This is a genomic window from Lysinibacillus sp. NPDC093216, assembly GCF_050280325.1.
Classification (GTDB): Bacteria; Bacillota; Bacilli; order Bacillales_A; family Planococcaceae; genus Lysinibacillus.
In genome coordinates this window covers 66,798-89,758 of the sequence record NZ_JBNNVB010000022.1, presented here as the reverse complement: position 1 = coordinate 89,758, position 22,961 = coordinate 66,798, and the positions used below count along the sequence as shown (strand labels likewise).

The window sequence follows — 22,961 nt, the reverse complement described above, 5'->3', positions numbered from 1 at the left end:
CCCTTCGTTACGCTTCTCCAGGATCTCATCTGTGTCGCTAAATGATAAACTTACATTTTGACAACACGGACATACTTTTACAATTTAATTATATTCCCACTATCTTTTCATTTTGAAATGCTTGCAATGTACGCTCTATGCCTTCCGCAAAAGTAGTTTTTGGTCTCCATCCTATCACCTTCGCCAACTTAGCGTTATTTAAAAATGAATGCTCAATATCTCCCTCTCTCGCAGGAGCATATTGAATTTCTAAAGGATGATTTAAATGCTGTAATAATAAAATAACTTGATGAATCGACCATGCCTCATTCGTTGATACGTTATAAATGCCCTGTAATCTAGCCTGTACACCAGCGTAAATAGCATCTGCAATGTCATCTACATATATGAAATCTCGTGTTTGCTCTCCATCTCCATAAATCGTAAAGGGCTTTCCTTCAATACTACTTCTTAGCATGCTAGGAATAACCGCCGCTTCCCCCTGCATACATTGCCTTGGACCGAATACATTAGCAAATCTATAAATTAATGTTGGTAAACGATAATCTTTTTGCCATTTTTCACAGTATGTCTCACCTATACTTTTGTTTAATCCATACATCGAAATCGGCTCACTAACATCTGTTTCTTCTAATGGTGGATAGTGACTATCTCCATAAACAGCTGCTGACGAAGCAAAAACGAAATGCTTTATCTTATATTTTGACGATAAGAAGAGCATCTGACTAAGCCCTACAATATTCGTTAAAACATCCTTCACTGGCTCCTGCATCGATTTTTGAACACTCGTTTGCGCTGCACAATGGATGACTACATCAAATGATGTTTCTTTAAAGAGATGCTCACAAACTTCATCTTCCACATTCAATAGATAAGATTTATGCTCAAAGTCGACATTGCGTAAATGACCTGTACTTAAATTATCAATAATATAAACATTTGCACCCTCTTTAAAAAAACGCCTCGCCACTGCACTACCAATAAAACCATAACCACCTGTCACTAATACATTCATCCCATCGCCCCCAAAAACAATATGATGTTTTATATGCAGTAATTACTAAAATTATGCAAGCAACTTATTTTTAGGTGGAATTTTTTAACAATTTTTTAACTTAAAAAAATGTGCTCGAAATGAAAACGAGCACATTTACAAAATTAAGCTGGGTTTACTTCCAATTCAACTGTAATTTTAATATCTTTCCCAACTAGAACACCGCCAGTTTCCAATGCAGCGTTCCAAGTTAAGCCAAAATCTTCACGATTGATTGATGTTGTAGATTCAAAGCCATAAACTTCTTGGCCCCATGGATTTGTACCCTTACCATTAAATTCAGTATCAAATGTTACTGATTTCGTTACGTCTTTAATTGTTAAATCACCTGTAACCGCATATTCATCATCTGATTTTTTTGCAATGTTTGTAGACTTGAATGTAATTGTCGGATATTTTTCAGCATCGAAGAAATCTGCTGCTTTTAAGTGATTATCACGATCTTCACTACGTGTATTAATGCTAGCTGGATCGATTGTAAAGCTAATGTTTGCTGTTGTTAAATCTGCAAGATCTGCCGCTTCAATATCTGCTGAATAAGTATCGAATACACCTTTTACTTTTGATACCATCATGTGTTTTACTTGAAAATTAATTGCTGAGTGTCCTAAATCAATGTTCCATTTTGTCATTTTAAATTCCTCCAATTAGGTTGTTTTTATCTCGAATTCGAGACATATTTTAAAATATGAAGTAACTACATTAATTATGTCCCCTAAAATTTAAAGGGTTAAACATTCGTAGTTACTTCTTACGTACATCTTAGTTAATAACAGTTACGAAAAGTAATTGATTACTTTATGTAACTTACTATATATTAATAAGTTTATTGCGTCAAGTAATTTTTAATAAGTTTTTTTAAAATCAATAATACCAAGCGTTTTCTTCACAGGTAGCGAGTTCTACTTTAGCAGTTCTATAGGCTACCCGACTGATTTCTCTCGACTACAGAAATACACTAACTACTTTTGGCTATATAAAAAGAAGCTCTCCAATGAAATAGGATACTGCCTATCTTATTAACGTTTCACTAATTTACCTTGGACGACAAAACGATGGTCGTTACTCATGACAGAATCCTTACAAGTGGATAGTGTAAGAATTTTATCTTCTGGTCCAATCTCTACATTCATTTCGATTGCAGAGCGTGCTTGGATTTCGTCCAAAAATTTTAGGAAAGCATCATTGCCCTTAAATTCTGTTTCAATGTAATAAAAATCAATTGTAGTTTCATAAGCAGCAAAGACTTCAACGTCATAGCCTTCATACAGTGTGTCTAAATAAATGATAGGATGCTCATCTGCGTATTGCTGATTTAAGTAATTTTTAAGACTCCCAAACATCGTACTATTCTTCATGGCATGGCCGTACAAAATAGTATTTCGGTTTATATCCTGCACATTATTACGATAATCCATAAATACACTGCCTGCACGGCTTTCTCGATCTTTAAAATTATGATTCAAATAAAAATCATTATTTTCAGCTTGCAGGATTGGATTATTGAGCTTTGTCCCGTCTGTAGAAATCCATCCAACAATATTGTTATTGACAGTTAGTAAATCTTTGAATTGTGGACGGATCGTAAAAGGCGTTGATGAGGTTTCCACAGCTTCATCTTCTAGAGTAGCCAATGTTGATTGATAAATTATTTGTACTTCTTCCAGTGATTTTGAAGTCTCATAGTACGTGTATAAGTATTTGGCTAATGAAAATCCTGAGTATAAGAATATAGCTAAATATATAAATGTTAAAAACTTAGATGTCCATTTTTTCATCATATCACCTATTTATATTCCAAGGGGGACCATGTAAAATCCAAGCAGCTCATCCTCATTGAAAACTGCTTCTACTCCATAGACTTCTTTAATAACTTCCCTAGTAATGACGTCGCGTGGTGCTCCCTCAGCTATTATTTGTCCTGTTTTCATCAAAATGATCTGATCGCTATAGCGAATCGCCTGATTTATATCGTGAAGCACCATAACGATTGTTAAGCCATGCTCCTCATTTAATGATTTTACAAGCTCCAATAACTCAATTTGATAATAAATATCCAAATATGTTGTCGGCTCATCCAAACATAAAATTTCTGATTGTTGGGCTAAAGCCATAGCAATCCACACTCGCTGACGTTCCCCACCTGATAAAGCTTCTAAATCGGTATCTCGTTTTTCTAGTAAATTCGTACAAGCAAGTGCCCATTCAATAGCTTTGGCATCTTCCTCTTCATTTCTTTTTAGCATTGTATGATGCGGTAAACGTCCTAAGCTCACCAATTTTTCTATTGTTAAATCCTTTGGTACATCATTTTGTTGGTAGACAATTGCTAGTTTTTTTGCAAACTCTTTTGGCTTGTAGTGCACCAAATCCTTGTTTTCTAATGATACATTCCCCGAAATCGGCCTATTGTTACGGGACATAACACTTAATAATGTTGATTTTCCACAGCCGTTTGGACCAATAATCGTTGTGATTTTGCCCTTTTGAATTATTGTCGATACTCCATCTAAATGATTTCGAGTATTATCATGCGATACGATAATATCTTGTATTTCCATGTCTCCTCACTCTTTTCGTAATAGGAATATTAAGAATGGTCCACCGATAATCGCCATAATGGTTGAAGCTGGTATTTCAATCGGTGTAGCAATTGTGCGACCAATCGTATCTGCCACTAATATTAATAATGCTCCAGCTAAAGCTGTAAAAGGTATGAGTACCTTATGATCGTGCCCAACTAAACGACGAGAAATATGTGACACTAACAGACCAACGAACGAGATAACCCCTGCTACGACAACAGAAACAGCCGATAATAATACCGCAACAGCAGCTATTAATAGACGAGCACGAGCTACATGAAAGCCTAGGCTTTTCGCTGTTTTATCTTGTAATACTAGGAGATTACACCAGCTATATAACGCAAAGGCAGCTATTAATCCGACAGTACCATAAGTAACGATTGTTGATACATCCTTCCATGTACGCATCGTTAAGTTTGAACCTACAACGCTGGCAGCTGAAGTATTCAATGAGCCACCTAAACTAATGAAAGCCTCTGTTAACCCAGTGAATATTGCATTAATAGCAATTCCGACTAAAATAAGCTTCAATGGACTTAAGCCTGACTTCCATGACAACGCAAAGACGAGTGCGCAGGCAAATGCTCCACCTATAAATGCTAATACAGGTGTCATAAAAAATAATGTTGGAAAGAAAGAAATAATTAAGAGCTGTACAAATGCCGCTCCTGAAGATATACCCATAACACCTGCATCCGCTAACGGGTTACGCATCACAGATTGTAACAGGACCCCTGAAACAGAAAGTGCTGCACCAGCAAATAGCGCAACAATGATCCTTGGAAATCTCAAATCGCGGATAGCATCCATTTGACTATTTTCTTTATCAAATAATGCACCAATAAATTCAAAGAACCCCATTTTAATGCTACCTGTTGTTGCTGCATAAACTGTTGAAGCTAGTAATAATACAATTACAATTGAAAAGCTTATAATTTTTTTTGTCATATTAGATTTCCTTTTTCTTTTCAAATTCCGTCATGTTATTTGTACAATTCACTCCCAAAGTGATCCCCTACTAAATAGAAGATCGCTCTATAGCAAGACTATGCTTGCGATATGAGCGACATTTTCTAATGACTATTCACGATAAAAGATTTCCATTAGCTGTCCTAAAGCCTGTGGCACTTTTAAGGACGCTGTAGTACCAAACAACTCTTCCTCTAAATCATACACTTTACCGTTTTTTACTGCGTCAAAATGTTTCCAAATATCATTCGTTTTAAATTCCTCGTCAAACATTTTTACAACTTCATCTGGCATACCGTGTGATAAACGTAAAATTATATCAGGGTTGCTGTTGTGCAGATACTCAGTATTTGAAGCCAAATATTCAGCATCCTGCCCTTCCATTACATTAATACCGCCTGCCCGTTTCACAAGATCACCTGCATAGGAGTTTTCAGTTGCAACTAAATAACTACCTGGAATGCCAAGTAAAATTAGTACACGAGGTCCCTTTTTGTTACCAGCAACTGTTTGTACAGCATCAATATTTTTTTGCAGGCCATTCACTAACTCCTCGGCTTGTGCTTCGCGATCATAACGTTCACCGAGAGTTCTAATTTCGGAAAGCATAGCATCTACACTTTGAAAGTTTAAAAAATTAACTGGAATTTTTAACTGCTCAAATTTATCCTGTAAGTCATATTCTAACGTTGACACCGATAACACATCTGTTGGATTTAATGATTTAACAATCTCCATATCCGGCTCCATTGCATTACCGATAGTAGGGAGACCATCAAAGCGTTTTGCTAATGTTTTTTCTGTTTCAGGTACTGCTATAGCATCTAAATCAAGCTTATCTAAAATTTCTGCAATAACAACTGTACCTGCAATAATACGATGTTCATTCTCTTCAGCTGTTTTAACTGATTGCTTTTCAGTAGATGTCTCTGTTTCTTCTCGCTTATCTCCATTATTACAGCCAGCAACTACTAAAAGTAATGACATAAGCACCATCATAAGCAACCACCATTTCCAATTCTTTTGCATAAAGTCATCTCCTACTTATTCAGTCACATCTTTTTTAGAATTTCTGATACGACGAACGAGCAACCAGCCCGACAAAAGACAGATTACTACAAGCAAAACTATCTTTATGATATTCAGCTGAGCAAGCTGCTGATCGACTTTAGTATTCTTCACCACTTTTTCAGTAGTTTCCTCTTTAACATCAGATTTCTTGGCTTCATCTTTAACAGCATCCTCAATAGACGCGTCAAGTGTACGATCAAATGCTAACGGTTCCTCCTTTGGCACAGTTAAAGTAGTCTGAAATGATGGAATTGGCCGTGTCAGCTGAGTTGGTTTTACCACCGTCTCATGTTGTGCTACCACTGGTGCCTTTTTCACTTCTTCTTTAACAATAACGGAAGGCTTTTCACTCGTTACTTGCTTAGCGGGTGCTGTCACAGCAGGCGTATTTAAAAACTTTGCTACCTGCTGTTGATCGAATTTTAAATTTACGAAATATTGATGATGATAAGAAATCTCAGGAATATCTACCTTCACCCACATTCGTATTGGCTGTTCAAAATTGTGAATTTCAAATTCGACAATTCGGACATTGTCTTCAGGTGAAATAAGCTTTGGCTCTACCTGTTTTCCTTGTTGATCTACGGTTAAGCCTGTTATCCACATAGATTTTAAAATTGTCATATGGGCATAATATTTGCCGTTTTTTCCTTTTATTTTTGCAACAGGATTTACATATGTATTCATAATAGATTGTTCGTCTTTTCCATCTACTAACAATATGTAATTCAATGACCATTCCTTATCATAGGTTTCTTCTGAAGTAGATTCTTTGGTTTCACTTTCTGGAATAGCTTCCTCATCCTTTGGCACAATTGTTGAAAGGGTTGTTAACTGTAATTGAATCTCCTGTGAAAAAAAGAAATATTCCTCGGAGGATGAAAGTGCCATCTCGCCTTTAATGATAATAGGCTGTTGTAAATCCTTGACATCAAATTGAACTAAATTTTCAGTCTGAATGTTTAACGAAAGCTCATTTTCCAACTGTTCGATATGTATATCTCTTATACTCAATGGCTTATTTATAGCTAAATTTAATTTATACTGACTATTCTTTACATCAACTGTCGCCAATTCGCTAAAAATATTGTCTTTTGCTCCATCTAGAGATGAAAAACTTAGTTCAACTTGATAGCTCCCATTTACTAATACAGATTCTTCAGCTTTTGCCTTAAACGAAAAACATGGAGAAAAAAACATCAGTAAGATAGTGCTGAAAATGAATCCTCGAAATATTTTTCTATTCACTGTGTAAATCCCTCCAATATCTATCAATTATGCCTCGGCATAAGTTCAGTGGATGTATGGACAAGAGCTAAAAAGTGACTTAAAACCGCATTCATCTCACCATCATAGAGGTGGGAGACTACTGTACCTGTCGCTTCGCTTTCGTTACATAAAACACTTGTAACTGCCGTTTCACTTTCATTACATAAAACACTTGCTGAAAGAAGTTAACATAACAGTAACTTCCTTCCTCAAATAAGCGAGAAAGGAAGTTGCTGTAACCGCGCTATTTATTCATGTATTGTAATGAACCATTTAAAATTTTTGCCATTTGTGTGCGTTTCAATGGGCTACTTGCATTAATAACAGTTTTACCTTCAGCATTTACAGATCCAGTCATGATTTTACCTGCGTATAGAAACGCAAAAGCTTTTTTAGCTTCTTCACTTGTGACAGTTGCACCATCTGCATAATAAGATAAGCTTGGATCACCATAGTTCATTTCTTTTCCTGCAACATGTGCTACTGCACGATAAATCATCACTGCAGCTTGTTGTCGAGTAAGTGTTCCATTTGGATTAAAGTTCTCTGCTTTCACAACAATTCCAGCATTAGCTAAAGCATTGATTGCTTGTACACGTTCTGTGTCAAGTTTCGCTGTATCTTTAAATCCAGCATCTGTTGTAGTAGATAAATTTAATGAACGTGCAATCATTAACGCAAATTGAGAGCGTGTAATATTGTCATATGGTTTAAAATTATCTTGCCCCTTAACAATTCCCTTACTGTATAATGCTAAGATTGCTTCTTTATTAGCATCATTGCTAATATCTTTAAATGGATTCACCACTGGTCTCACTGCGCCTTCCACAGCAAAACTAAATTGCACTTGGTGGTTCGAGTCATAGTTCACGCCTTTGCCCGGTTCATTCACAACAATATGCAGTTGGGCATTCACAAGTTTTTTTAAGTCTGCCACTTCAAATGAATACTTACTTATATTTGTTGCATCGTCTTTACTTACTAAAGTTGCTTCTTTTCCCACTACTGAGAATCCTTTAACATATTGACCTTGAGGGAATGTCATAGTAACTATGTTTTTACCATCTACTACTGATACGTCTACTTTTGGGTTAATATATTGCTTCATCATAGATTCTTCAGAAGTACCGTTTTTGTAAACAGTGACAGCTACTTCATTTACTTTAACTTCTTCTTTAACCTCTTCAGATTTACCATTTCCCTCTGTAGTAGTTACTTCCTTATTTTCTACTGCTTTTAAATCAAAATCATACCACTTGTCCATATTAGCTGAAGCTACGACAACGTGAATTTTTGCTTGTAATATTTCACCAGCTACTACTGGGAAACTGTATGTAATTGTTCCATCTGCATTTTTCACTTCAGTAGCATCTACAAACTTATCACCTTGCTTTGTTTCTAAGCCTGCAATCATTGGGGCAGATTTTGCTGCTACCGTTAATTTCGCCTCAAATTTTCCATCCTTCTCAACGATTGTGCCTTGGGTTACAAGATGAGAGCTAATTGCAGGTTGTGGTTCTGTTGTACCAGGCTTAAAGATTTGAAAATCAACAATAGTGCTAGTATTCTCTGATTTAACAGCCTCTACTTTTATTGCAGTATTTGTAGTCGTTACTTCAGCCTTTGCAGACGCAAATAATGGTGCTGAAAGTGATGCTACTAGCAATGAAGCTAGTACTATTTTTGTTGCGCGTGATTGTCGTTTTTTAGCCATTATTGACCCTCCGTTTTTGTTTGTAGTTTTTTTCTATAAAGTAAAAATGCTGATCCAACTAATGCTCCAATTAATAAATATGGAGTCGCATCACTTGTTTGTGGATTTGGCGCATGACTTTCAGAAGAATTTGCTGGAGCATTAGTAGTTTTCGAATCAGATGCTTCCGTTATGGTTGTGCTTCCTACAGATGCTGCATCAAATACTAGTGAAACGCTGTATTCGTGATGATAATTAATATCGTCAATATCAATTTTCATAGAAGTCACAACTGGTTTCGTTAAATCTTTAACAGTAAATTGCACAGTACGTGTATCTGCTGCTTTATCTTCACTTACTACAGTTGCTCCACCTGGTGGTTGGAACTTTGTGATCCATGCACTATTTTTTAATGTAATTTGAACAGTAGCTGTCCCATTCTTCAATGTGACCTTTGCTGGTTTTATAAAATAATCGTTTGCAATGGATACAGAGTTGTTCTCTGGTTTATTGACCTGATATTTTATCGAATGAGTGCCGTCAGCTAGTTGAGCCGATGCTTGCGGTAGCGCAATGTTAAATACAAGCAAAGTTATAAGCATAACGAGCATCATCAATTTCTTCATGTGTTGTACGCCTCCTCTGAAAACATAATTGAAAGTATTTTATTGAAAACGAAAATCATTCTCAATTATACTTCTGTTACCAAGAATAATCGTTATTGCCAGTGTATGTCAATAACAAAATCAAATTTGTCCTCAACATGTCAAAATTGCCTCAAAAAAAGAAAATATCACGAAAAAAACATGTGATATTTCCTATTATATAGAATAGCCTCTTTCTATTTATTCATCTCAACTAGACATCTACTGAATTTAAGAAATTATTTCAATGACCCCTATAAGTATAAGCAACCAACCAGAAATAGCGGTTGAGTGTTTTCCAATAAAAGTCTTGGTAAGTAAGACTCCAAAATGAACACCAGCGCCTACTGTGATGAACGAAAAAAAACCGATAGAAATAACTGTCCAGATCGCAGAAATACCATTGGCTCCAAGCGCTATTCCTCCAGCTAAACAGTTGGCTGATAAGACAAAGCCGAGCGTCATTGCTTCTCGAATTGAAATTATATAATTTTTATCCTCATCAAATACTTCCGGGTTTCCCAATATTCCTTGTTTAGAAAAGCGACTAGATAATAACGTCCATATCCCTATGGCACAAAGTAAAAGACTTCCTATTAAATTTGCGAAATCTGGAGAGATATAATTAATAACTACACTTCCAGCTGTTACTGCTGCGTAAGTGACGATCATTGAAATAAGGGCAATAACCGCATTGGATAATATGGGTATTTTCACTCGCTTAATACCATAGGCGAGACCAATTCCTAAATTATCTAAGTTGGCAGCTATCCCAATAAGAATGATGGCTATCCAATGCATTCTTTTCCTCCTCAATAACGTAAAATCCATTCTCACATAGGATATGAAGGAATAAAATTTTTGTTCATCTATGTTTTGAACAGAGTTAATTGCTGAGAAATTAGGATTGCCATTGATACAATGACTATTTCACATGCTTTAACACTTTTAACCCGCGGAAGACTTGATATTACTTACGTTTTTTCGTCTTTTACCCGCGGGTACTGTTATCCTATAGTTTGAACTTATTCAATTGTTTGGAAATCTTTTCAGCAATATTTGCGGTTTCAACGGATGACTCTGCTACATGCTGTATTGCTTGTAAAGTTTCTGAAATACTCTTTGCTATATCATTCGACTGATCAGATGACTCTATTGCGACATTTGATACATTTTCAATTGCATTTTGTATTTCTAGCATAGAATATTTCATCGTTCCAACAAATGTTGTCACTTCAGTTATTAATTTATTAAAGTACATAGCATCTTCTTCATATTGAATTCCACTGTTTTGGAAAAGCTCATAATCAGGTGTTACTTTATTATCTATAAAGTGTAAAAGCTCTTGCGCATTAATAGACACATTCGTAAATGCTTCTTCTACTTCACTAGTAACAGTTTGTATTTTTTGAACAGTCTCAGATGATTGTTCAGCTAATTTCCGTACTTCATCAGCTACAACAGCAAAACCTTTACCCTGCTCCCCTGCTCTCGCAGCCTCAATAGCTGCATTTAATGCTAATAAATTGGTTTGATCTGCAATATCTGCTATTGTGTCAGACATTACTTTTACTTCGGATACGATTTTTCCGGCTTGAATTGCCTCTAAAACTAACCTTTGTTTTTCATCATATAGATTACGAGCTGTACTGTATGCTTGAACAGCTGTTTCCTTAATATCAATTGCTCTCTCTTTTACTTTTTGCGAGAAACCAAGACTATATTCTGTTTTCTCATTTAATTTTTCCGCACTATCTAGTACCTCAATTGCAGTAGCATTTAATTGCTCGGTTGTTGCACCTAGTGTAGTACTACCCATAGCAACATCCTTTGTAGTTGTATCAATTTCATCCATTGAAGCAGTAATTTCCTCAATAGTTGCAGTTAAATCTTCGCTTAAAATACTCATTTGTGCTGATGTGCTACTAACACTAGAAACAAGTTCCTGAATATGCGAAACAGAATTGTTCAACCCTTCAGTAATTTTCCCAAGGTCATCAGAAAATATCACCGGGGCATGTTGTGATAAATCACCATTTTCAAGTGCAGATATAACATCCTTAATATTGGAGATTGCCTTTTTAACATATCTGCTTAAATAAATTAAGAAACTTACACTAAATATTAAAACAATAGCCATAATAACGATGTTTCTATAAAGAGTTTTAGAATATGCTGTATTATTTTCTTCGCTTTTTATTTCAGCACTTTTAATATTAATTTTTTCTATTTGTTCCATAAGAGCATCTCTTTGCTTCTCTATTTCTAATAGAGGTGTTAGTAATGAATCAGCATCTTCTATATCTGCATCAGAGATAACTTGTTGAAAAATGGATTCTAATGTACCTTTATAACTTTCAAGTACTTGTTCTAAATTCTTACTTAACTTTTCTTCCTCGCTACTCATTTTTGTATTTTTTAAATCTTGAAATGTGCGACTATTTTCTTCTTCTAAAGCAGCTATTTTTTCGTAATATTCCATTTTCTCGTCGTTATCTTGTGAATTATAAAAAATTTTGAACTTTAAATTAGTTATTTTTTGCTGGTTAATTGAAAGATTGCTTAATAAATAGACAGATGTTAAATTTTCTTCATAAATATGCTTTGCATTATCATTCATTTCTTTAACGCCATAGATTCCAGTAAACCCTATGATGACAATTGCAATCAACATAACAGTGTTCAATATTCCGAATTTCCCAACCAATGATGAATTTTTAAAAAACTTCATATGATCCTCCGTTATATTTATTATTATTTTGGCTCATCACCAAAAGTTGTGGATAACAATTGTTTAAACGTGCCATAAATAAGTTGATTGGAGTGAAGACTGGACGACTCCTTGGGGGGGAGGAGAACGAAGGTTAAACCATCATGTCCTCTGATAAACGCCTTCGTGACCTACATCCTGTTGCTACCGCTACGTTAGCACTACACTTTCGCACAGAAAACTTTTGTTGCTGCCGCTCCGCTTTCGCACAGAAAACATTTGTTGCTGCCGCTTCGCTTTCGCACAGAAAACATTTGTTGCCCCAAGCAGCTCATCGGACGCCCCTAGCGCCCGGGAATCAATCCCACACGTTATGATGATGACATCTTTTTTACAATATAGATTAATTATGGAAATTAAGTATTATAGTTTCCCCTATAACTCAAAGTTTTGGGCTTATAGAACAATACTATTTTTATGAATAATTTTTTCGACAAACACTTCTACTAAATTAGGATCAAACTTAATACCCTTATGTTCTTTTAAATAAGAAAGAGCTTCTTCTATTGTCCAAGCTTTTTTATAAGCTCTATTACTTATTAAAGCGTCGTATACATCTACTATTGATATGACTCTCGCCTCAAAAGGAATTTCTTCTCCTTTTAAACCCATTGGATATCCTGTTCCATCCCAATTCTCATGATGATATTTAATAATATTTTCAGCTATTTTTTTGTCATTAAAAACTTTATTGTTCATTTCATCAGATAGTTTATTCAATACATCCACCCCCATAAGAGGATGCATCTTCATAATTTTCTTTTCATAGACTGTTAGTGGCCCAGTTTTATACAGTATCGATTCTGGTATACTTGTTTTTCCAATATCATGTAAAACGCTGTATTCTATAACTTTATTAATATACTCTAACGATAAATTATATGTTCTATCTTCAAAGAGGCTTAGTAAGAATTCCTCTAATAACTTTTGCACATTTAAAAGGTGTTCTGCTATACTTACATCGCGCATTTCACTTGATAGAGCTAACAACTTAAATAGCTCCTTTTTGTCTATTTGGTTCTGCTTCACTTCTTCTATCAATAATTGTTCCGCTAAGCGCATTACTCCTACATAATAAACAATTTCTTTTATTTCAATTGGCGTAATCGTTATAAATGAGTACCTTAGCTCTAATGATTTGTTGACATTCACCATTGTCCCAGACCATGGTTGTCCTTTTTTTAATGTACTATTTAACGATTTATACATAACGAATGGTGTTACACTCGATTTTAAACACTCTACCGGTAATCCGATAAGAAATTCTCTTTTATAGCCGGTGATCGTTTCATATTGTTGATTTACATCGATAATTAATTGATCTTCATCAACGATTACAACAGCATCACCCAATTTTAAATAATACGTTAATTCCTTTGGTATATTTTTACACATTTAAACAACTCCTCATCAATTGTTTAATTCATTAGCAAAACTAGCAAGCCGGTCAGCCGACAATGCAACTTCTTCAAATGCTTTACCTAACTCATTGACAACATTAGCGAAAATATCAATTTTTTCTTGTGAATGTTCATTATGTTCTTGTGTTTCTTTCATAGATTGTAAAATTTGCTCAAAATATATGTCAGTTTGCTCCATTGTTTGTTTTCCGTCTTGAACAGATTGATTAATCAAGTCAAGTGAGGCAGCTAACTTTTCTACCTTAGATACAGTAGATAAAATTAAATGAGCTACATTCGAGACTGATTTTTTTGTTACTTCTGATAATTTTTTAACTTCGTCTGCTACAACTGCAAATCCTCTTCCATGTTCACCTGCCCTTGCAGCTTCAATTGCTGCGTTTAAAGATAATAAATTAGTTTGATCCGCTATTTTCGTTACAATATCAATAATGCCTTGAACTTCCTTTGTTATCTTTAACAAGTCTTCTATATCATTGGAGATTATTTGAACTGCCTCATGAACATTCCTCATATTACGATCCTGTTCACTTATTTGAAACTTCCCATGTTCCGCTCTCTCCTCTGCTAACGCAGATAACTCTTTTCCGGCATTCACGTTTTCTACCATTTCTGTGCAATGAATATGTAATTCCTGGAATGCTGCATTAGTTTGCTCTGAAATTGCTGCTAAATTTTCAGTTGAATTCATCACTTGAATTTTAGTTTTTTCTGCCTGTTCGTCTAACTTTTCTTTAATTCTACTTATCTCTTTATCGTATTCTTCAAGAACGACTTGTTGTTCTAAGTTAAATAATTTTGAGAGTGCCTTTACACTAGTAGAATAAAGCTCCTTTTCAGAAAGATTCTTTTCGGTAATCTCCATAATTGTTATAAACAAATTTTGAAAAGCACATAAATACCATTTTGTCTGTAGACCAATTTTCACATGCATTTGTGCTATTCTAGCCCTTTTTAAAAAATATTCATCATCAATTATTCCTGAAAACATTTCTAAAATATGTGATTTTAAAGTTCTCTTTAAAGCATCTACTGAACTATTTTTATTTATTAGTATTTGTAGTGATTCTTCCAGGCTGAGATTCCTGTAAAAACGATCAACAATGTCATCTATTTCTTCTTTAATAAATGGCTGCAAGCTTTTTATTACTTGTAACTCTGCCATTGAAAAATTAATCATTTTTATTTGTTTCTCTATATCACTGCCATATTGAATATTCATTTTTATATTACTGTCGAGTAATAAATGGCCGTTACCTATCTCTTTCTCTTTACTTTTCCAAAACATGAATAACCTCCATCCCCAAAATATCGATTAATTTCTTTAAACTTCACTTAATAAAGTTTTCAATAATAGCTTATTTGGCTGTTGGTATTTATCGAAATAGATTTCCTGTAGATTTCTTGCTAATCTATCATAGTCTTCTCTGTCCGGAACTGAATTCCAAACAAATATATCTTCTATGTCTTTGTTAATATTTAAATATAAGCGATCTGTTATAATTAAATCCGCCTCTTCATCTTCAGCACATAATTCTACATGAATAAAAACACGTTTTATTTGACTGAATAGATAAGGAACATCATTTATCATTGAAAATATTTTTAATTTGATCTTGTCTCTATCTACAAAATCAATTGTTTGTTTGAGTAATTTATGATATCGACCAATTAATATTTCTTTGCGTTTAAATACGATGGCGAAAGACTTATTTTCCAATAGTCGATTATAAAACTGATTCATGATTTCTATTTGAGCCGTTTCATGCATTTCTAATCGCTTTTTATAAAGATCTTCTTTAAATAAATTAGCTGGACCAGAAAAAGATAAAATACCATAATGAAGATGCAGTAAGTTTACAAAGAGTGCCCCATATTCTTCTAAATCTAAAGTAACTGAAAAATGCTCCATGAATATCTCCATCCAATATATAGTCGCTTGTATAAATAATTCTTGATTATGATGCTGTGCAAAGTTCATCAATAAACTTACTGCACTATCTTTTTTTTGATAATGACGCATGCAACTAATGATGGAAAATGAAAACATTGTTTCTAATTCAATTTCTTCATCTGATAAATCAGTACATTCTCTAAATATATACTTGATTTTTTCCGATAATGACTCATAGTTATAATGATGTTTCGTAAAGTTTGCATACATTGGATGATATTCAATTAAGCAACCTAGTTTTGCGCGTGATAAGCAAATGGCGAGCCAATATAAAAGTTGTTCGGAATAGGCGATGTCTACTTCCTCCACTAATTCTAGTATTTCTTCTCTAGAAACTAGAGCAAATGGCCATTCCTCTCCCCAACACGAATTCCAGTAGAACAAGAAATAAAAATAACGAAATTGCTTTTCTGTCCCTTCAAGACTGACTTCCGCATAAGATGTATACTTCAAGTGAAATTGATCTAACAAAGGCTTAACTTTTTTTATTCGTCGATACACGGATGCAGGGCTTGTGAAATTATCCAAAACAAACATGTTAATATCAAAAAATTTATTGTAAAACATCTCATCAAAAGCTTTATATGTTAATGAGTTTTGTAAATAATATCTTTCTATAGTCTTCATAGAAAAATTATCTTTATAAATTAATTGAAAACACTTAAGCTCTTCTTTTTGGATAACAGCAGATTTTGTAATAAATTCTAAATCAATAGCTATTTCATCTACTATTTTCAAAATTGTTCTTTCAGACAAATCCATCATTTGAGATAACTCTAAACTTGAATATAGCCTTTGTTCTTTATAAATATGATGTAGAATATTCACCTTTTGTAAAGATGAACGATCCAAAAAATTATACATAAAAACACCTCAATGTCTTCCACCAGTAAAACCCAGCTGTGTCATACTAACAGTTTGTATTAGATTAACTTATATATCTTTTATCAATACATTCTATTCCCCGTTTTTTAAGACACTAAACATTAAAAAGCAATATTCTCGATACTTTATAACTACTTTAGTTACTACATATTGCCAATAAACACTTCATTAATACTCTTTTAAACAACAATTACAGCTTATTTTCATCATATTCACTCATTTTGGGAAACTGTGAATATAGCCTCATGTTTTCAAGGTTATTTACACTATAACAAGCATTTTACAACAAACAAAATCACTTTTTGTTCGATTTCAAGCAAAACTTGATAATCCTATATTTCCATTCAAAACATCTATCTTTTGGGGGAGTTTCAATTCTAGTTTTTCATCTTAAGACTTCATTTTTTGAGCTCATCTATTGGATTTCTATCGTGAAAGGGGGGTGTTTCTTTACGCTTTTTCCTGAAATTTCGTCCATAGACTTTCAAGGTTAAATATAGAATTGAACACGTTGTCAAACAGAAAAGAGATGTATCAAATTATGATACATCTCCCATCATGGTAATACTTATAAACCAAGTGCTCTGTACATAAACACTGTAAATCTGTGCGCGTGTTACGTTTTCGTTTGGTCAAAAAAGTATCGTTTACATCGCCTAATGCAATGTCTTGATTTCTAAACTCTACTAACTTCCTGGCGTTACACCAAATGCGAGCAACATCATTTTTGCCATTTGGGCACGTGTTTTATGAGCATTTGTTGGTATCGGAATTTTACTGCTGTCGTTTGAATCAAAAGTAACGATGAAACTGCTTCCAATCATTTATCGCATAGCGTTATATCTTTTGAAACTACACATATGAGATTTTACTCAACTATCACTAATTATAAAATTGATAAAATCAAAATTTGTTAGTTTTCGAGCAAATTTTGATAATCTTTTTTGTTGCAATATTAAGTTTCGTCAGAATCAGCGCCATTTGGGCCTTTCACTAACTAAAGCCCAATGATATTTTATTTACTTTAGTAACCTCGAAATGTATCAACCATAGCAATAAACATTAAATACTCGCTTTACTCATCTGAATTCACCTGTAAAGCAACCTAATATATTTCCGCATTTCCCATAGATTCGAGGTAGGTTTGGATAATTTTCCCTCTTCATAATGAGAGTTTAAACAATTTTTCTATTGAAGCCGATTTGACAAAAGTAACAACCTTTTGATAACTTTAAGTTGTTACTTGTTAATATTTAGATATATCTCATCCTATAATAAAGAGAGGGAGATTTTATGAAAGTCGGTAAATTATTAAAGATAGGATTGGCTTTAGCATTAATGTTCGTATTAACTGCTTGTAGCTCAGATGATGAAGGCACGAAAAACAAAGAAAAAAAGGACGTGAACTTAGCCTATGTTGAATGGGATACTGAAATTGCCTCAACAAACGTAGTAGGACAAGTTCTAGAGGATTTAGGGTATGATGTAACACTAACACCACTAGATAACGGAATTATGTGGGAAGCTCTTGCAAAAGGAGAAGTTGATGGTATGGTGTCAGCCTGGTTACCACAAACACATGCCCCACAAGTTGAAAAGTACAAAGATAGAATAGTAGATTTAGGTAAAAACCTTGAAGGTGCAAAAATTGGCTTAGTTGTCCCTAGTTATATGGATGTAAATTCTATCGCAGATTTAACAGATGAAGCTGGTAAAACGATAACTGGTATTGATCCAGGAGCAAATATGACAGCTACAACGGAAAATGCTTATAAAGAATATAGTAACCTTGAAGGTTGGAATGTAGTTACCTCATCAGCAGGTGCAATGACAGCAGCCCTTACTCAAGCTATTGCGAAAAATGAAGAAATCATCGTTACAGGTTGGTCTCCACACTGGAAATTTAACGCTTTTGATTTAAAATATTTAGACGATCCTAAAGGCATATACGGAGCCGAAGAATATATTGGTACATTTGCACGTAAAGGATTAAAAGAGGATAATCCGGGAGCGTATAGTGTTCTTAATAACTTCCATTGGACTCCGGAAGATATTGAAAGTGTAATGTTTGATATTATGAAAGGCGCTGATCCTAAAGAGGCCGCAAAAAAATGGATTAAAGATAATGAGGATAAAGTTTCAGAGTGGACAAAAGATGTAAAATAATACACATGATAGACTTTTATATACTCTGTCCAACAATTCGACTTTGAGATATATGAATTTCAGGCCCTACATATAATATCGTACAAAAGCTCACGCAAAAAGTTGGAGTACACTAGCGATGCACGTAATTAACATAAAAAGCTCCATTCACTGAGCAATCAGTAAATGGAGCTTTTTATGTTATGTTAATACCTCCGGATGGAAATGACTCTCTTAAGTAAAGATACATAGGACTCTTGTCTAAACAAATGAAATTTTAAAATTAAACTATTTACTAAAAAGAGGAGACCAGCCAAAAAAATAACCCCTTTTATATGGATTATTCCACTTAAATATCCCCCAAGTAAAGGACCAATTAGATTTCCTAAAAATAGAGCACTATGATAATAACCAAATGTTAAACTTTCCATTTTTTCAGGTGCATTTTTTCGTATTAAACTTATGACCGATGGAAGCAGACCACCTATAAATATTCCCATTAAGAACCGAGCGAGCAGAAATAGCCATATAGAAGAAACTAAAGCTTGGGTAACATAACAAATAAAATTACCTAACAACGAAATTAACAAAATAATTTCAGAACCCACTTGATCTGCTTTCCTTCCTAAAATGGGAGAAAAGATTATAATAGAGAAACCCGAGATAGAAACCGCTAAACCTACCATCGTTGTTAAAAAGACATCATTGTTCCACATACTTTCTACATATGTGGCCAAAAATGGTGAAGTACTCATCGTTGAAAACTGAATAAGAAATCCAACTAGAAACAAAGTTCCAATTAGAGGTCCTTTCGTAATTTCCCGTAATTCGGAGAAAAAATTAATACGTCCTCTCTTAGGCGTCGGAATTTTCAATGTACTTGGTTCAGGTTTATTAATTTCTGTTAAAAAAAATAATATAAGTGCCCCTGAAATCAGTAACATAGCGCTAGACACATAAAGGATTTTATAAAATCCTATCCACTGTCCCAAAACTCCACCTATTAACGGCCCAAAAATATTCCCGGTATAAGCACCAGATTGAGCTATACCGAGTGCATAACCTATTTTTTCTTTAGGCGTATTCATTGTGATGAATGGAGAAGAGGCAGGGATAAAACCACCAAAAATCCCTAAGATAAAACGTAGAACTAATAAGTGCCAAGCTGTTGTGCTATAGGTCATTAAGAATGTGGCAAATGCCATTCCAATTGCTGAACGGATTAGTATAGTTTTCCTACTCGTTCGATCTGCAATCTTTCCCCATATCGGCTGAAAAAGAAAAGCGGATAAAAAAGTAGCTCCAAAAATCATCCCTGTCCAAAGCTGAATATCTGCTTGAGAGTGAACATCCAAATCACTTTTAAGATACACTGGAATAAAAGGTATTATTAAGCTAAATGCAGACATGACTAAAAATTGTGCAATGCTCAAAATATACATATTCTTTTTCCAAACTTCCAATTATATACCTTCTCTCACTGATTTAATAGTTTCATAGAATGTACAGGATATCTATCACCAGCTGCTGAACCTACCGGTATAGCTTTATCTATGAAATCCTTTACATCCTTTGGCAATTCAAAATCTATTGCAGCAATATTTTCTTTTAAGTAGGATCTCCTTTTTGTCCCTGGTATAGGGACGATATCTAATCCATTAGACATTAACCATGTTAATGCTAGTTGTGCCGGACTAATATTTAGTTGGTTTGCTATCTCTTCTAGCTGTCGAATCAAAGCAAGGTTTTGATTGAAGTTGCCTCCCTGAAATCGAGGTGCGTTCCTTCTAAAATCGTTCTCTACGAATTTATCGACTGACTTAATTTTTCCAGATAAAAAACCTCGTCCCAGAGGACTATATGGTACAACAGCGATATTTAGTTTACGGCAAAGTGGTAATATTTCCTCTTCAATATCTCTAGTCCATATTGAATACTCTGTCTGTAATGCAGCTATAGGATGTACTTTTTGTGCTCGTTTTATCGTTTGAGAAGATACTTCTGAAAGCCCAATATGTCGTACTTTACCTTCCTCAACTAATTCCTTCATAGCACCAACTGTCTCTTCTATAGGAACGCTGGGATCTACACGGTGTAGATAATATATATCGATGTAGTCAGTATTTAACCGTCTTAGGCTTGCTTCACAGGCCTTTTTTACATATTCCGGGCTACCGTTAATTTTAATTACCTTCCCACTCTCATCTCTTTCAAAAGCAAATTTGGTAGCTATGTTTATCTGTTGTCTGACATTTTTTAATGCTTGACCGACTAATTCTTCGTTTTTCCCCACTCCATATTGATCAGCTGTATCAAAAAAGTTAACACCGAGTTCTAAGGCGTAATGCAATGTAGCAATCGATTCCTCATCATTTTGAGTTCCATAGTATTCTGACATTCCCATACATCCTAATCCTAAGGATGAAACACTTAAATCTCCAATAGATCGATATTTCATTTTTTCTCCTCCAATCTTTCTTTAGCATGAAATTATATCGATTAGAGTGCACTCTAAGGCAAATGTATTTTTTCCCATTTCTCATAAAAAAAAAGACCTTTTAGAAAGGTCTCTAGAAACTTATATTACAGATGTGTTGATTAACCGTTTTTATCCACTTTAATTGTTTAGAAGACGCTGATTTCCGCTATGGGCTACTCGCTTTCCTGCGGGAGTCGAGTAGCCCTTTCGCTACAATCTGCAAAAAAATCCTTTTATCGCTCAATAATAAACCTATATTATCCTAATCAACACGCCTGATTATATTACTTAACTTTTTCCTCCAAATTTTTATAGTAGTCAATTTTTTCATTAACCTTAATTAAACTATTTTCTAATTGCTTAATTTGGTTAAGAACGTTCTCTTGATGAGCTTCTAATAGTTCTCGTCTTTCAGTAACGGTAGAATCCCCTTGACGTCTTAGGTCTGCAAATTTTTTCATATCTCTTACAGGCATTTCTGTGTTACGTAACATAATGAGAAAGTCTATACATAAAATATCGCTCTTTGAGTATTTACGATATCCATTTTCATCTCTTTCAATCTCACATAAAAGACCAATATTTTCATAGTAGCGTAGAGTGTAAGAACTAAGACCCGTGATTGAGGATATATCCTGAATAGTTAATAATTTTTCCATATTTTTATTATAACACACTTGCTTTATAGTGCACTCTAAGGAGTATCTTTGATTCTAGATTCATTTTTTAATAGTTTTTAGGAGGAATTTTTAATGAATATAGGGATTTTTGTTTTAGCACTTGCCACATTTGTTGCTGGTACAGTGGAGTTGGTGATCGCTGGGATAATCAACATGATTGCAGAAGATTTACATGTTTCTGTAGGAGCAGTCGGTCAGTTAGTTTCAGTTTTTTCATTGGTTTTTGCCTTTGGGGCTCCAGTACTTATTGCTTTAACTTCTAAAGTAGAAAAACGTAAATTACTGCTCATAGCAATGTTAACTTTTCTAGGAGGTAATATTTTATCTATAGTTAGTCCGAATTTTACAACCTTATTAATAGCTAGAATTATTCTTGCAGCTAGCTGCTCTATCGTGGTTGTCACTTCCGTAACAATGGCTGCCAATACTGTTGCAACGGAATTAAGAGGAAGAGCTATTGGATTAATTTTTATGGGTTTAAGTGCATCATTAGTGTTAGGTGTACCATTAGGAACTATTATCGGTGAAAATTTCGGTTGGAGAATGACATTTGTATTAGTTTCAGTCTTAAGTATTGTTTCTATGGTAGGAATCATTAAGTTTTTACCTAAGGTTCCACCACAACCAGCCATTCCTTTACTTAAGCAAATAGCCACATTAAAAAGTAAAAAAATCGCATCAATCCAGCTCATATCAGTTTTGGAGCTGACTGGTCATTTCATAGTTTATACTTATTTCACGCTTTTTCTTAAAACAACAATGGGCTTATCAACAAATATGATTAGCATGGTCTTACTTGTTTTTGGTATAGCTGGAATAACAGGTGGTTGGATAGGTGGCTGGACATCCGATAAATTTGGCGGAGCAAAAACTATACTCACATTTCTTATACTTTTTGCAGTTTCCTTGTTCCTATTACCTTATTCTACAGGATCAATGATCAGTTTATTGATCGTTGTCGTACTATACGGTGTGATGGTTTGGGCACTTAGTCCAGCTGTACAAAATTATCTAGCTGAGTCTGCTCCCGATTCCTCAGATATCCAATTAGGTTTAAATACTTCATTTTTACATCTTGGAGTAGCTTTAGGTTCTGGTTTGGGTGGCTTACTTGTAGACTACTATTCTGTAACTATCAACACGTGGGTAGCTGGTATTATGGTAGTTTTAGCCTTAATCTCTGCTATTTATTCGCTAACAATAAACCGTAGAGAAAATTCTTCAATTTAGGGGCTATAACTAAAAGGATAGGAGGACGCCCTCATGCCCATTAAGCTAAGATTTTAAAGTACCCCCTAAATGGAAATTTTGTGTTTTGCAGGACCCCTATTTACAATAACAA

At 34.4% G+C, this 22,961-nt stretch carries 19 protein-coding genes; 2 read left to right on the top strand and 17 right to left on the bottom strand.

Annotated features, from left to right (window positions below; genetic code table 11):
- Nucleotides 1-88: 88 nt before the first annotated feature.
- From ACQKOG_RS20325 to ACQKOG_RS20260, 14 genes are all read right to left on the bottom strand, one after another.
- On the bottom strand, nt 89-1,015 hold the full coding sequence (locus ACQKOG_RS20325; RefSeq protein WP_427448159.1) for an NAD-dependent epimerase/dehydratase family protein: 927 nt from the start codon (nt 1,013-1,015) through the stop codon (nt 89-91).
- Nucleotides 1,016-1,158: 143 nt separating this feature from the next.
- Entirely contained in the window at nt 1,159-1,686 is a 528-nt protein-coding gene (locus ACQKOG_RS20320; RefSeq protein WP_370076822.1) for a YceI family protein, read from the bottom strand.
- A 387-nt stretch (nt 1,687-2,073) separates the two neighbouring features.
- Nucleotides 2,074-2,832, bottom strand: coding sequence for a class B sortase (gene srtB / locus ACQKOG_RS20315; protein WP_402873014.1), 759 nt, complete (start codon nt 2,830-2,832; stop codon nt 2,074-2,076).
- A 12-nt stretch (nt 2,833-2,844) separates the two neighbouring features.
- Nucleotides 2,845-3,615: an ABC transporter ATP-binding protein gene (locus ACQKOG_RS20310; RefSeq protein ID WP_370076818.1), complete on the bottom strand. Its 771-nt coding sequence runs from the start codon at nt 3,613-3,615 to the stop codon at nt 2,845-2,847.
- A gap of 6 nt (nt 3,616-3,621) precedes the next feature.
- On the bottom strand, nt 3,622-4,587 hold the full coding sequence (locus tag ACQKOG_RS20305) for a FecCD family ABC transporter permease (RefSeq protein WP_427448156.1): 966 nt from the start codon (nt 4,585-4,587) through the stop codon (nt 3,622-3,624).
- A 132-nt stretch (nt 4,588-4,719) separates the two neighbouring features.
- Nucleotides 4,720-5,637, bottom strand: a complete 918-nt coding sequence (gene isdE, locus ACQKOG_RS20300) for a heme ABC transporter substrate-binding protein IsdE (RefSeq protein ID WP_427448154.1) — start codon at nt 5,635-5,637, stop codon at nt 4,720-4,722.
- Between the two features lie 15 nt (nt 5,638-5,652).
- Nucleotides 5,653-6,927, bottom strand: a complete 1,275-nt coding sequence (locus ACQKOG_RS20295) for an NEAT domain-containing protein (protein ID WP_370076812.1) — start codon at nt 6,925-6,927, stop codon at nt 5,653-5,655.
- Nucleotides 6,928-7,192: 265 nt separating this feature from the next.
- A complete protein-coding gene (locus tag ACQKOG_RS20290; RefSeq protein WP_427448152.1) occupies nt 7,193-8,662 on the bottom strand; it encodes an NEAT domain-containing protein in 1,470 nt (489 codons plus the stop codon).
- Nucleotides 8,662-9,267, bottom strand: a complete 606-nt coding sequence (isdC, locus tag ACQKOG_RS20285) for a heme uptake protein IsdC (RefSeq protein ID WP_370076808.1) — start codon at nt 9,265-9,267, stop codon at nt 8,662-8,664. Before isdC ends, ACQKOG_RS20290 begins: the two co-directional genes overlap by 1 nt.
- Before the next feature lie 249 nt (nt 9,268-9,516).
- Nucleotides 9,517-10,086 (bottom strand): manganese efflux pump, encoded by a 570-nt coding sequence (locus ACQKOG_RS20280; protein WP_370076806.1) that lies wholly within the window; start codon nt 10,084-10,086, stop codon nt 9,517-9,519.
- Nucleotides 10,087-10,297: 211 nt separating this feature from the next.
- Nucleotides 10,298-12,016 (bottom strand): methyl-accepting chemotaxis protein, encoded by a 1,719-nt coding sequence (locus tag ACQKOG_RS20275; RefSeq protein WP_427448149.1) that lies wholly within the window; start codon nt 12,014-12,016, stop codon nt 10,298-10,300.
- Between the two features lie 435 nt (nt 12,017-12,451).
- The gene (locus ACQKOG_RS20270) at nt 12,452-13,450 is read right to left on the bottom strand and encodes an HD domain-containing phosphohydrolase (protein ID WP_402873006.1); all 999 of its coding nucleotides are present in this window, start codon (nt 13,448-13,450) and stop codon (nt 12,452-12,454) included.
- 15 nt (nt 13,451-13,465) lie between these two features.
- Entirely contained in the window at nt 13,466-14,764 is a 1,299-nt protein-coding gene (locus ACQKOG_RS20265; RefSeq protein WP_370076800.1) for a protoglobin domain-containing protein, read from the bottom strand.
- A 36-nt stretch (nt 14,765-14,800) separates the two neighbouring features.
- The gene (locus ACQKOG_RS20260; RefSeq protein ID WP_370076798.1) at nt 14,801-16,294 is read right to left on the bottom strand and encodes a helix-turn-helix domain-containing protein; all 1,494 of its coding nucleotides are present in this window, start codon (nt 16,292-16,294) and stop codon (nt 14,801-14,803) included.
- Between the two features lie 1,314 nt (nt 16,295-17,608).
- Between ACQKOG_RS20260 and ACQKOG_RS20255 the strand changes: the two genes are divergently transcribed.
- Nucleotides 17,609-18,481, top strand: a complete 873-nt coding sequence (locus ACQKOG_RS20255) for a glycine betaine ABC transporter substrate-binding protein (RefSeq protein ID WP_370076796.1) — start codon at nt 17,609-17,611, stop codon at nt 18,479-18,481.
- A 185-nt stretch (nt 18,482-18,666) separates the two neighbouring features.
- Here the strand turns inward: ACQKOG_RS20255 and ACQKOG_RS20250 are convergent, their stop codons facing one another.
- The 3 genes from ACQKOG_RS20250 to ACQKOG_RS20240 form a co-directional block, all read right to left on the bottom strand.
- A complete protein-coding gene (locus ACQKOG_RS20250; protein WP_370076794.1) occupies nt 18,667-19,923 on the bottom strand; it encodes an MFS transporter in 1,257 nt (418 codons plus the stop codon).
- Between the two features lie 14 nt (nt 19,924-19,937).
- On the bottom strand, nt 19,938-20,918 hold the full coding sequence (locus ACQKOG_RS20245; RefSeq protein WP_370076792.1) for an aldo/keto reductase: 981 nt from the start codon (nt 20,916-20,918) through the stop codon (nt 19,938-19,940).
- A gap of 305 nt (nt 20,919-21,223) precedes the next feature.
- A complete protein-coding gene (locus ACQKOG_RS20240; RefSeq protein WP_370076790.1) occupies nt 21,224-21,598 on the bottom strand; it encodes a MerR family transcriptional regulator in 375 nt (124 codons plus the stop codon).
- Between the two features lie 93 nt (nt 21,599-21,691).
- On the opposite strand from ACQKOG_RS20240, the gene ACQKOG_RS20235 reads away from it, so the two are divergent.
- Nucleotides 21,692-22,849 carry an MFS transporter gene (locus tag ACQKOG_RS20235; protein ID WP_370076788.1) on the top strand — a complete coding sequence of 386 codons (1,158 nt, stop codon included), beginning with the start codon at nt 21,692-21,694 and terminating at the stop codon, nt 22,847-22,849.
- The last annotated feature ends 112 nt before the right edge of the window (nt 22,850-22,961 follow it).